This window comes from Phycicoccus flavus (assembly GCF_004025965.2).
Lineage (GTDB): Bacteria > Actinomycetota > Actinomycetes > Actinomycetales > Dermatophilaceae > Phycicoccus > Phycicoccus flavus.
Genome location: NZ_SAYU02000016.1, coordinates 22,404 through 33,981 on the forward strand (window position 1 = coordinate 22,404; position 11,578 = coordinate 33,981).

The following is an 11,578-nucleotide window of genomic DNA, read 5'->3' on the forward strand; positions in this document are numbered from 1 at the left end:
TCCCGCGCTGACCAACCCCCGGTCCGACCGGGTCACGGCGGTCCGCGCGCTCCAGAAGCGGTCGGTGCGTGAGCGCACCGGCCGCTTCTGCGTCGAGGGACCGCAGGGCGTGCGCGAGGCCGTGCGGTGGGCCCCCGAGCGGGTCCGGGACGTCTACGTCACCGCCGAGGCCGCGGACCGCTACGCCGACGACGTCGTCGGCCCGGCGCTCGCGGCCGACCTCTTCGTGCACGAGGTGAGCCCCGAGGTGCTCGCCGCCATGGCCGACGCCGAGGCGCCGCAGGGGGTGCTCGCCGTCGTCCACGCCGCCGCCCCGTCGCTCGCGGACGTGCTCGCGGGGCGGCCGCGGCTGCTCGTGCTCCTCAGCAGCGTGCGTGACCCCGGCAACGCCGGCACCGTCGTCCGCGGGGCCGACGCGGCCGGAGCGGACGCCGTGCTCGTCACCGACGGCTCGGTCGACGTCCACGCCCCGAAGGTCGTGCGCTCGACCGCCGGCTCCCTCTTCCACCTGCCCGTCGTCACCGGCCTGGACCTGGGGCAGACCCTCGAGGACCTCGCGGGCGCGGGCGTCGCGACCTACGCCGCGGACGGCACCGGACGCACGTCCCTGACCGCCGCCCGGCTCGGGGTCCCGCACTGCTGGGTCATGGGCAACGAGGCCTGGGGACTGCCCGCCGACGTGCGCGCCCGCTGCGACGACGTCGTCGCCGTCCCCATCCACGGCCGCGCCGAGTCGCTGAACCTCGCGATGGCCGCGACCGTCTGCCTGTACGCGTCGGCGGGCGTCCTCACCGCCGGCCCACCCGCGGGGTAACGTGCGCCCATGACGGAGCGGCGGTTCAGGGTCCCGGACGACCTCGCCGCCCACGGGCTGGAGTTCATCCCCGACGGCCTCGTCGCCGCCGTGGGACCCGGCCGGGTCGTCCGCTTCATGAACAGCCGCGCCGAGGCCGTCACCGGCCTGGCCGCCGCCGACGTCGTCGGCCGCGACATCCGGGTGGCGCTGCCCCTGCAGGACCGCGGCGGCGACTCCTGGTGGGACATCAGCGACCCGTGGGAGGGGCTGGAGAGCCGCACCGGGCACCGTGAGCGGCTGCTCGTCCTGCCCTCGGGCCGCGAGCTCCTCGTCACGGCGCGGTACGTCCGCCCCGGCCGGGGCGAGCCGGTGACCTCGGTCGTCCTCGGCCTGCGCGACGCCGAGAGCCGCCGCCGGGCCGAGCAGGAGAGCGCCGCGCTGCTCACCTCGGTGGCCCACGAGCTGCGCTCCCCGCTCACCGGCGTCAAGGGCTTCTCCTCGACCCTGCTGAAGAACTGGGACCGCTTCACCGACGACCAGAAGCGCCTCATGCTCGAGACCATCGAGGCCGACGCCGACCGGGTCACCCGGCTCATCACCGAGCTGCTGGACACCTCGCGGATCGGCACCGGCCGGCTCACCGTGCACGCCCAGCCGCTCACCGTCCTGCCCCGGCTCGAGGCCCAGGTCGAGCGGCGCGTCGCCAGCGGGACCGAGCGCGAGCGGTTCGAGGTCACCGTCGACCCAGGCGTCGAGGTGGTCTGGGCCGACCCCGACCGCTTCGAGCAGATCCTCACCAACCTCGTCGACAACGCCCTGCGCTACGGCCGCGGCCGGGTCTCGGTGGCCGTGCAGCGCTCGACGTGGGAGGGCCCCGCCGCCGCGGACCTCGTCGTCGCCGACGAGGGCGACGGCATCGCCCCCGAGCACCGCGAGCTCGTCTTCTCCCGGTTCTGGCAGGCCGGCGCCAAGCACGGCACCGGCCTGGGGCTCTACCTCGTGCGCGGGCTCGTCGAGGCGCACGGGGGAGAGGTGGCCGTCGAGGACGCCCCGTCCGGCGGAGCCGCCCTGCGCGCCACCTTCCCCGACGGCGACTGACCCGCTCCGCACACACCGCACGGACGACGACGGCCCGCCCCCGGGTGGGGCGGGCCGTCGTCGCGGTGGTGGAGTCGGACCGAGTCAGACCGAGGTCCCGGCGGGCTCCCGCAGGGGCTCGGTGACCTCGGACTTGTCCTCGTCGGCGGCCCCGGGGATGGGGTCCCCGCCGCCGGCGGCGACCCGCTCCCGGATGCGCCGGCCGATCTCGGCGTCGACGTTGGTCCAGTACACGAACGCCCGCTCGCACACGTCCTCGCGGACGTCGCCGAGGGCGCCGGCCACGGTCTCGACGAAGCGGTCCCGCTGATCGTCGTCGAACACGTCACGGACGAGCTGTCCGGCCTGGGTCCAGTGGTCGTCCTCCGGGTGGAGGGTGTAGGCCTGCCGGACGATCTCGCCGTCGGCCTCCCAGCTCTCGTCCACCCGGCCCTGGAACTCGCTGTGGCCGCGGCCGTCGCTGTTCGGGACGTACGTCGGGCCGCCCTTGACCTCGTAGTTCATCGCGCCGTCCCACACGTGGTGGTTGGCCTTCTCCAGCACGGCGTCGATGGGCCGGTTGACCGGCAGCATCTCGGCGTTGGTGCCCACCCGGGCCCGGTGGGCGTCGGCGTAGGAGAACACCCGGGCCAGCAGCATCTTGTCGGGCGAGAAGCCGATGCCCGGCACGATGTTGCTCGGGGCGAAGGCGGCCTGCTCGATCTGCGCGAAGTGGTTCACCGGGTTCTCGTTGAGCGTGAACGTCCCCACCTTGATGAGCGGGTAGTCCGAGTGCGGCCACACCTTCGTGAGGTCGAACGGGTTGAACCGGTAGGTCTTCGCCTCCTCGTAGGGCATGGCCTGGATGTACATCGTCCAGCTCGGGAACTCGCCCCGGTCGATGGCCTCGAACAGGTCGCGGCGGTGGAAGTCGGAGTCGGCACCGGAGAGGCGCTCGGCCTCCTCGTTGGTGAGGTTCTCGACGCCCTGGTCGCTGTGGAAGTGGAACTTCACCCAGAAGCGCTCGCCGGCGGCGTTGCTCGTCATGTACGTGTGCGAGCCGTAGCCGTTCATCATCCGCCACGAGCGCGGGAGGCCGCGGTCGCCCATGAGGTAGGTGACCTGGTGGGCCGACTCGGGCGAGTTGGTCCAGAAGTCCCACTGCATGGTGCCGTCGCGCAGACCGGAGTCGGCGAGACGCTTCTGGCTGCGGATGAAGTGCGGGAACTTCATCGGGTCCTTGACGAAGAAGACCGGCGTGTTGTTGCCGACCATGTCCCAGTTGCCCTCGTCGGTGTAGAACCGCAGGGAGAAGCCGCGCACGTCCCGCCAGGTGTCGGGGGAGCCGAGCTCGCCCGCGACGGTCGAGAACCGGGCCAGGGTGCGCACCGAGGCGCCCTGCTGGAGGACGGAGGCCTTGGTGTAGGCCGAGACGTCCTCGGTGCACTCGAAGGTGCCGAAGGCGCCGGAGCCCTTGGCGTGCGGCTTGCGCTCGGGGATGTTCTCGCGGTTGAAGTGGGCGAGGGTGTCGAGCAGGTGGACGTCGTGCAGCAGCAGGGGGCCGTCGGGGGAGAGGCTGAGGCTGTGCTCGTCGCTCTCGGCCGGGGCACCGTTCGCCATCGTCGAGCCCGTGGGGGTGCCCAGGGTGCTCTCGTCGGCGTAGGGGTCTGGCGTGGTCATCGCAGCTCCTTCGGGTCGTGCGGGTGAGCCCTCCGTACGCCTGCCACGCTAGCCCCTCTTCTGGAACGAGTCAGGACAGGCGTCCGTGACATTCGTCCACAGAGGTACCCGCCTGCGATGGCGGTGATGCACACCTGCTGAGAGGGTGTCCCTCGTGCCCGCGATGACCCTCGAGCCCTATCGGCGTGCCCTCGCCGTCCCGGGGCTGCGCAGGTTGCTCGTCGTCGGGGCCCTCATCCGCACCCCGGTCTTCGCCACGGCGATCATCGTGAGCATCCACGTCGTGACGACCCTCGGGCGCAGCTACGCCGAGGCCGGCGTCATCGGGGCGGCCGCCACCCTGTCCATCGCGGCCAGCGGCCCGTTGCGCGGTCACCTGCTGGACCGCTTCGGGATGCGGCGGGTCGTCGCCCCGGCGCTGCTGCTCTCCGGGGTGGCCTGGGGCATCGCCCCCTGGGTCGGGTACTGGCCCCTGCTCGTCCTCGTCGTCGTCGCCGGCGTCTTCTCGGTGCCGTCCTTCTCGATCATCCGCCAGGCGATCATCGCGACGACGCCCGAGCAGCAGCGCCGCACGGCGATCTCGCTGGACTCGGCCCTCATCGAGGCCTGCTACATGCTGGCCCCGGCCATCGCCATCTGGGCGGCGTCGATCTGGGGCACCTCGATCGTCCTCTTCGTCGTGCAGATGACGGGCGTGGCCGCCGACGCCGTGCTCTGGTACCTCGACCCGCCCCTGCGCGGCGAGGACGAGGACGCGCCGGGCACGCGCTCTGTCCCGCGCCGGCAGTGGATCCGGCCGCGCTTCGTCATGGTGTGCGCCACCGCCGCCGCGTCCACCGTCGTCCTCGCCGGGTCCGACCTCACCTTCGTCGCCGCGATGCGTGAGTTCGACCGCGTCTCGCAGCTCGGCATCGTCCTGGCCCTGTGGGCCCTGGGCTCGCTCGTCGGCGGCCTCGCCTACGGCGCGCTCTCGCGCGACGTCCCGGGGTCGGTGCTGCTCGTCGGGCTCGCCGTCGCGACCGTCCCGATGGCCTTCGCCGGGTCGGCCTGGCAGCTGGCCCTCCTCGCCTTCGTCGCCGGGCTGCTGTGCGCCCCGATCATCACCGCCACCCTCGGGGAGGTCGCGCGGCTCGTGCCCGCCAACGCCCGGGGGGAGGCCATCGGCTGGCACTCCTCGTCGATGACGGCGGGCGGCGCCGCGGGCGCGCCCTTCGCGGGCCTCGTGCTGGACCGGTGGGGTCCCGGGGCCGGGTTCGTCGCCATCGCGGTCGTCGGCGTCGTCGTCGGGCTCGTCGCGACGGTCGTCGCGCGGCGGCCCGCCACCGAGGACGTCCACGTCGACCAGCACGCGTGACGCCCCCGGGCCCTCGCCGCTACCCTGGGCCCGTGCCGACCGCTCCGCGCCGATTTACCGGGCCCCTGGGCCCGGAGTCGCGCGCGTCCTGAGCGCCGCACCCTCCCGCCGGCGGCACTCGCGCCGCGGCGACCCCACCGCCCAGGGGCCGTGCCCGACCACCCGCGCGCCTGCCTAGACTCGGGCGCGCCCGCCGACGAGACGTGGAAGCAGGACGATGTCCGGACCCAACACCAGCTACGACCCCGTCGAGGTCGCCGCCCTCGACCCCGCGGCCGTCGACGCCGCGGTCGAGCAGGCGCTCGCCGCCGCCGCCGGCGCGAGCACCCTCGAGGAGCTCAAGGCCGTCCGCGGCGCGCACCAGGGCGACAAGAGCCCCCTCGCGCTCGCCAACCGGGAGATCGGCGCGCTGCCGCCCAGCGCCAAGGCCGAGGCCGGCAAGCGGGTCGGCCAGGCCCGCGGCCGGGTCGGGCAGGCCTTCGCCGCCCGCCAGGCCGAGCTCGAGGCCGAGCGCGACGAGCGCATCCTCGTCGAGGAGGCGGTCGACGTCACGCTGCCCCCGGGCCGCCGCCCGATGGGGCGCCGTCACCCGATCGCGCTGATGTCCGAGCGGATCGCCGACCTCTTCACCGGGATGGGCTGGGAGGTGGCCGAGGGCCCGGAGATCGAGGCCGAGTGGTTCAACTTCGACGCCCTGAACTTCGACGCCGACCACCCGGCGCGCCAGATGCAGGACACCTTCTACGTCGACCCGCCGGGCGACGGGCTCGTCCTGCGCACGCACACCTCGCCGGTCCAGGCGCGCACGCTGCTCGAGCGGGGGGTGCCGGTCTACGTCGCCGCCATCGGGCGGGTGTTCCGCACCGACGAGCTCGACGCGACGCACATGCCGGCCTTCCACCAGGTCGAGGGCCTCGCGGTCGACGAGGGCATCACCATGGCCCACCTCAAGGGCACGCTGGACCGGCTGGCCGCCGAGCTGTTCGGCGACGGCATCACCACGCGCCTGCGCCCGTCGTACTTCCCCTTCACCGAGCCCAGCGCCGAGATGGACCTGCGCTGCTTCGTGTGCCGCGGCGAGGACCCCGACTGCCGCACCTGCAAGGGCACCGGCTGGATCGAGTGGGGCGGCTGCGGGATGGTCAACCGCAACGTGCTGCTGGCCTGCGGCGTCGACCCCGACCGCTACACCGGGTTCGCGTTCGGCATGGGGGTCGACCGCGCGCTGATGTTCCGGACGGGCGTCAGCGACATGCGGGACATGATCGAGGGTGACGTGCGCTTCGACGCGCAGTTCGGGATGGAGATCTGATGCGGGTTCCCGTCGACTGGCTGCGCGAGTACGTCGCCGTCCCGAGCGACGCCACCGGGGTCGGCATCGCCGCCGACCTCGTGTCCGTCGGGCTCGAGGAGGAGGCGGTCCACCGCGGCGGCGTCACCGGCCCGCTCGTCGTCGGGCGCGTGCTGTCCCTCGTCGCCGAGCCGCAGAAGAACGGGAAGACGATCAACTGGTGCCAGGTCGACGTCGGCGACGCGAACGGCACCGGCGAGCCCCAGGGCATCGTCTGCGGCGCGCACAACTTCGCCGCGGGCGACCTCGTCGTCGTCGTCCTCCCCGGCGGCGTCCTGCCCACCCCGCAGGGCCCGCTGAAGGTCTCCGCCCGCAAGACCTACGGCCACGTGTCGGCCGGGATGATCTGCTCCGAGCGTGAGCTCGGGCTCGGCGAGGACCACGACGGGATCATCGTCCTGGACCGCCGCTACGCCGGCGACGAGGCGATGCTCGCGCGGTGCGTCCCGGGCGCCGACGCCGTCGCGCTGCTGGGGCTGGACCGCGAGACCGTCGAGGTCAACGTCACCCCCGACCGCGGCTACTGCTTCTCGGTGCGCGGGGTCGCCCGCGAGTACGGCCACGCGACCGGGGCGGAGTTCTCCGACCCGGTCGCCGACCTCGCGACCCGCGTGCCGCCCCCGAGCGAGCACGGCTACCCGGTCGAGCTCGCCGACGACGCCCCGATCCGGGGCCGCGCCGGGTGCGACCGGTTCAACGCCCGCGTCGTCCGGGGCCTCGACGTCTCGGCGCCGTCGCCCGGCTGGATGCGGACCCGCCTCACCGAGGCCGGCATGCGCCCGATCTCGCTGGCCGTCGACGTGACGAACTACGTGATGCTCGGGCTCGGCCAGCCGCTGCACGCCTACGACCTGGCGACGCTGGGCGAGCGGATCGTCGTGCGGCGGGCCCGGCCGGGGGAGCGCATCACCACCCTCGACGACGCCGACCGCGCGCTCGACCCCGAGGACCTCGTCATCACCGACGGGGGCGAGACCCCCATCGGGATCGCCGGCGTCATGGGCGGGGCGAGCACCGAGGTCTCCGGGACGACGACCGACGTCCTCCTCGAGGCCGCGCACTTCGACCCCGTGACCATCGCCCGGACGGCCCGGCGGCACCGGCTGCCGTCCGAGGCCTCGCGCCGGTTCGAGCGCGGCGTCGACCCCGAGCTCGCGCCCGCCGCGCTGCAGCTCGCGGTCGAGCTGCTCGTCGAGTACGGCGGCGCCACCGCGGGCGAGGAGGTCACCGACGCCGGGTCGGCCCCGCAGCCGGCCCCGGTCACGATGGACGCCGGCTTCCCCTCGCGCCTCGTCGGCGTGGCCTACGACCGGGAGACCGTCGTGCGCGTGCTCACCGACATCGGCTGCGCCGTCGACGGCGACGGCGACGCGCTGACCGTGCTCCCGCCGACCTGGCGGCCGGACCTCACGACGGCCGAGGACCTCGTCGAGGAGGTCGCGCGGATCGAGGGCTACGCGACCATCCCGTCGGTGCTGCCGACCCCGCCCGGCGGCTCCGGGCTCACGCACGGCCAGCGGGTCCGGCGGCTCGTCGCCGACCTGCTGGCCGCCCGCGGGCTGTCAGAGGTCTGGGGCGCACCCTTCGTCGGCACCGACCGGCTGGCGGCGCTCGGGCTGGACGTGGACGCCGAGACGGCACGGACGGTGCGGATCGCCAACCCGCTCTCGGACGAGCAGCCGTGGATGCGGACGAGCCTCCTGTCGACGATGGTCGACGCCGTGCGCCGCAACACCTCGCGCGGCGCCAAGGACGTCGGGCTGTTCGAGGTCGGTCTCGTCACCGCCCTCGACGGCCCGCAGCAGCAGGCCCCGACCGAGGACGTCGGCGTGCGGCCGAGCGAGGAGGTGCTGGCGGCGGTCCGCGCCGCGGTCCCCCCGCAGCCGCGGCACGTCGCGATGCTCCTGACCGGCGACGCCGACCGCGCCGGCTGGTGGGGCGCCGGCCGCCGGGCCGACGTCACCGACGTCGTGGAGCTCGTGCAGGCGCTCGCCGAGGCGCTGGCGGTCGAGGTCGTCGTCACCGCGGACGCCGTCCTGCCCTGGCACCCGGGCCGCTGCGCCCGGGTCGCCCTCGCCGACGGCACGGTCGTCGGCCACGTCGGCGAGCTGCACCCCAAGGTCGTCGCGGCCCTCGGGCTGCCCGCGCGGACCGTCGGCGGCGAGCTCGACCTCGACGTCCTCACCGCCGCGGCCGACCGCACGGTGCGGGCGAGGACGCTCGCGACGTACCCGATGGCGCAGAGCGACGTCGCGCTCGTCGTCGACGCCGCGGTGCCGGCCGCGCAGGTGCACGACGCGCTCGTCTCCGGCGGCGGCGACCTGCTGGAGGAGGTGCGCCTCTTCGACGTCTACGAGGGCGACCAGGTCGGAGCGGGCAGGCGCTCGCTGGCCTACCGGCTGACCTTCCGCGCGCCCGACCGAACGATGACGACCGAGGAGGTCTCGCGGCTCCGTGACGCCGCCGTCGCGGCAGCGGCCGAGGCGCACGGGGCGGTGCAGCGCGCGTGAGCGACGTCATCGACGAGCCGGTGGACGACGACGGCGACGTCACGCCCGAGCCGGACACCGACGCCGAGGCCGGCCGCGGCGGGCATCCCGTCGCGGTCGTCACCGGAGCCTCCCGCGGCATCGGCCGGTCGGTCGCGAACGCCCTCGAGGACGCCGGCTGGGCGGTCGAGCGGGGCTCCTCGACGGTCGCGCCGGTCACCGACCGCGCCGCGCTGACGTCCTGGGTGGACGAGATCGTCGAGCGGCACGGGCGGATCGACCTGCTCGTCAACAACGCCGGGGTCATCGACGACGAGGTCGACCTCCTCGCCTCCGACCCCGAGCAGTGGTGGCACACCCAGGAGGTCAACGTCCTCGGGGCCTACCTCATGACGTGGCTCGTCGCGCCGCACCTCGTCGCGAGAGGCGGCGGGCGGGTGGTGAACCTCAACTCCGGCGCCGGCCGGCGGGCGGCTGAGGTCGCGACGGGCTACAACGTGTCGAAGACGGCGCTGGCGAGGATCACCGGGTCGACGCACCTGGCCGGGCGCGAGCACGGGGTCCGCGCCTTCGACCTCATGCCCGGGGTCGTCCGCACCGACATGACCGAGGGCATGGAGGCGCACGCCGACCGCACCGAGTGGACCAGCCCCGAGGAGGTCACCGCCCTCGTCCTCGCGATGGCCGCCGGCGAGCTCGACGCGTTCTCCGGGCGGTTCGTGCGCGCCGGCGTCGACACCGTCGACTCCCTGCGGGCCATGGCCGAGCGCGGGCTCGACGAGCGCGAGCGGACCCTCGACCTCGTCCTGCGCGAGGACGACCCCCTGCGCTGACGGCTCAGCCCGGAACCCGGGCGAGCGCCAGCAGGTGCGGGCTGAGGTCCCGGGTGCCGGCGTGCCCGGCGAAGGCGTCCGCCAGCAGGTCGGCGGCCGCGACCAGGGCGGGGTCCGAGCGGCCGGTGACGTCGAGGGCCAGCGCGGCCGGACCCTCGAGCCCGACGACCTCGACCTCGACCAGACCCGCCGCGCCGACCTCCTCCTCGAGCTCGTCCGCGAGGTGGAAGTGGCCGCCGGGGAACCCGGTCGCCGACAGCCCGCCCCGGCCCTCGGCCACCAGCCGGTCCCAGGACGGCGGGAGGGGGTCGCGCTCGGGCACCGGTCGTCCGGCGGCGCGCAGCAGCGCCGGCTGGAGAGCGGTGACCCAGGCGACGGTGGTGAGCCGGGACACCGCCGCGGCGAAGACCCAGCCGCCCGGGCGGACGACGCGAGCCGCCTCGCGCAGCGCCTGCAGCCGGTCGGCCCGCTCGAGCAGGTGGTAGAGCGGACCCAGGAGCAGGGCGGCGTCGTAGGAGTCGTCACCGTCGGGGAGCTCCCGGGCGTCACCGACCCGGGCGAGGAAGGTCCCGTGCTCGGCCGCCCGGGCGACGTGCTCGGGCACCGGGTCGACGAGGACGACCCGGTCCCCGCGCCGGGCCAGGAGGGCGGCATGGGCCCCCGGCCCGCCGCCGACGTCGATCACCGCGGAGCCTGCCGGCACCCGGGCCGTGACGAGCGACTGGGTCCGGTGCAGCTCCAGGAGGCCCTGCCCGGACCGGTCCGTGAGCCGGTCGGCCTCGGCGAACTCGGACCCGTAGTAGGCGCGGACACGGGCGTCGACCTCGTCCTGACGCCGTGCTCTCTCCTCGGGCATACCGCTATGGTCGACGGGCGACCCGGTCCGGTGCCAGCGGGTTGGCCGCGGCGCTGCGCCGCTTTGCATACTTTTCAGTGTCACTGTATGGTCATGCACATGCAGCAGGTCGCCGTCGCCGGAGCCAGCGGGTACGCCGGAGGCGAGGTCCTCCGCCTCCTGCTCGCCCACCCCCAGCTCGAGGTCGGTGCGCTCACCGCCGGCGGGAACGCCGGGAGCACCCTCGGCTCGGTCCACCCCCACCTCACCCCGCTGGCCGACCGCGTGCTCGAGGAGACCACCGTCGAGGTGCTCTCCGGCCACGACGCGGTGGTCCTCGCCCTGCCGCACGGGCACTCCGCGGCCATCGCCGAGCAGCTCCCCGACGACGTCGTGGTCGTCGACTGCGGCGCCGACTTCCGGCTGCGCGACGCGCAGGCCTGGACGACGTTCTACGACACTTCGCACGCCGGGTCCTGGCCCTACGGCATGCCCGAGCTCCCGACTGCCGAGGGCAAGCAGCGCGACGCCCTGGCCGGCGCCACCCGGATCGCGGTCCCCGGGTGCTACCCGACCGCCGTGTCGCTCGCGCTGGCGCCGGGCCTCGCCGGGGGCGTGGTGTCCCCGGAGGACGTCGTCGTCGTCGCCGCCTCCGGCACCTCGGGGGCCGGCCGATCGCTCAAGGCGCACCTGCTGGGCTCGGAGGTCATGGGCTCGATGTCCCCGTACGGCGTCGGCGGCGTCCACCGGCACACCCCGGAGATCGAGCAGAACCTCTCGGCCTGCGGCGCCGGTGACGTCACGGTGTCCTTCACGCCCACCCTGGCCCCGATGCCGCGCGGGATCCTCGCGACGTGCACCGCCCGGGCCGTCCCCGGCACGGACGCCGCGCAGGTGCGCGCAGCCTGGGAGACCGCCTACCTCGACGAGCCCTTCGTCCACCTCCTCCCCGAGGGCACGTGGCCGAACACGTCGAGCGTGCTCGGCTCGAACTGCGTCCACGTCCAGGTGACCCTCGACGAGCGCACCGGGCGGGTCGTCGTCGTCGCCGCCGTCGACAACCTCGCCAAGGGCACCGCCGGCGCCGCCGTCCAGTGCCTCAACCTCGCCCTCGGGCTGCCCGAGGCCACGGGCCTGCCCGTCGCGGGGGTGGCCCCGTGAGC

General features: G+C 74.7%; 9 protein-coding genes. 7 read left to right on the forward strand and 2 right to left on the reverse strand.

Annotated elements, in window-relative coordinates; genetic code table 11:
• The first annotated feature begins 7 nt into the window (after positions 1-7).
• Both EPD83_RS06795 and EPD83_RS06800 read left to right on the forward strand, forming a co-directional pair.
• Positions 8-814, forward strand: a complete 807-nt coding sequence (locus tag EPD83_RS06795) for a TrmH family RNA methyltransferase (RefSeq protein ID WP_128366786.1) — start codon at positions 8-10, stop codon at positions 812-814.
• Positions 815-823: 9 nt separating this feature from the next.
• Positions 824-1,894 (forward strand): sensor histidine kinase, encoded by a 1,071-nt coding sequence (locus tag EPD83_RS06800; protein ID WP_128366783.1) that lies wholly within the window; start codon positions 824-826, stop codon positions 1,892-1,894.
• A gap of 84 nt (positions 1,895-1,978) precedes the next feature.
• Here the strand turns inward: EPD83_RS06800 and EPD83_RS06805 are convergent, their stop codons facing one another.
• Entirely contained in the window at positions 1,979-3,553 is a 1,575-nt protein-coding gene (locus EPD83_RS06805) for a catalase (protein WP_128366782.1), read from the reverse strand.
• A 163-nt stretch (positions 3,554-3,716) separates the two neighbouring features.
• Between EPD83_RS06805 and EPD83_RS06810 the strand changes: the two genes are divergently transcribed.
• The 4 genes from EPD83_RS06810 to EPD83_RS06825 all read left to right on the forward strand — a co-directional run bounded on the left by EPD83_RS06810 (position 3,717) and on the right by EPD83_RS06825 (position 9,580).
• On the forward strand, positions 3,717-4,907 hold the full coding sequence (locus tag EPD83_RS06810; protein WP_235950390.1) for an MFS transporter: 1,191 nt from the start codon (positions 3,717-3,719) through the stop codon (positions 4,905-4,907).
• A gap of 217 nt (positions 4,908-5,124) precedes the next feature.
• Positions 5,125-6,219, forward strand: a complete 1,095-nt coding sequence (gene pheS / locus EPD83_RS06815) for a phenylalanine--tRNA ligase subunit alpha (RefSeq protein ID WP_165566389.1) — start codon at positions 5,125-5,127, stop codon at positions 6,217-6,219.
• Entirely contained in the window at positions 6,219-8,768 is a 2,550-nt protein-coding gene (gene pheT, locus EPD83_RS06820) for a phenylalanine--tRNA ligase subunit beta (protein WP_128367071.1), read from the forward strand. The genes pheS and pheT overlap by 1 nt, the downstream gene beginning before the upstream one ends.
• Positions 8,765-9,580, forward strand: coding sequence for an SDR family oxidoreductase (locus tag EPD83_RS06825; protein WP_235950386.1), 816 nt, complete (start codon positions 8,765-8,767; stop codon positions 9,578-9,580). Before pheT ends, EPD83_RS06825 begins: the two co-directional genes overlap by 4 nt.
• 4 nt (positions 9,581-9,584) lie before the next feature.
• Here EPD83_RS06825 and EPD83_RS06830 read toward each other — a convergent pair whose 3' ends face one another.
• Positions 9,585-10,436 carry a class I SAM-dependent methyltransferase gene (locus tag EPD83_RS06830; protein WP_128367070.1) on the reverse strand — a complete coding sequence of 284 codons (852 nt, stop codon included), beginning with the start codon at positions 10,434-10,436 and terminating at the stop codon, positions 9,585-9,587.
• A gap of 99 nt (positions 10,437-10,535) precedes the next feature.
• Here EPD83_RS06830 and argC point away from each other — a divergent pair, with 99 nt between their 5' ends.
• Positions 10,536-11,576 (forward strand): N-acetyl-gamma-glutamyl-phosphate reductase, encoded by a 1,041-nt coding sequence (gene argC / locus EPD83_RS06835; RefSeq protein WP_165566390.1) that lies wholly within the window; start codon positions 10,536-10,538, stop codon positions 11,574-11,576.
• The last annotated feature ends 2 nt before the right edge of the window (positions 11,577-11,578 follow it).

Excerpts from the sequence above, each read along its gene's own strand:
- EPD83_RS06805 (WP_128366782.1), bottom strand. The coding sequence starts at position 3,553 with ATGACCACGCCAGACCCCTACGCCGACGAGAGCACCCTGGGCACCCCC.
- pheS (WP_165566389.1), top strand. The coding sequence starts at position 5,125 with ATGTCCGGACCCAACACCAGCTACGACCCCGTCGAGGTCGCCGCCCTC.
- pheT (WP_128367071.1), top strand. The coding sequence starts at position 6,219 with ATGCGGGTTCCCGTCGACTGGCTGCGCGAGTACGTCGCCGTCCCGAGC.
- EPD83_RS06810 (WP_235950390.1), top strand. The coding sequence starts at position 3,717 with ATGACCCTCGAGCCCTATCGGCGTGCCCTCGCCGTCCCGGGGCTGCGC.
- EPD83_RS06830 (WP_128367070.1), bottom strand. The coding sequence starts at position 10,436 with ATGCCCGAGGAGAGAGCACGGCGTCAGGACGAGGTCGACGCCCGTGTC.
- EPD83_RS06800 (WP_128366783.1), top strand. The coding sequence starts at position 824 with ATGACGGAGCGGCGGTTCAGGGTCCCGGACGACCTCGCCGCCCACGGG.
- argC (WP_165566390.1), top strand. The coding sequence starts at position 10,536 with ATGCAGCAGGTCGCCGTCGCCGGAGCCAGCGGGTACGCCGGAGGCGAG.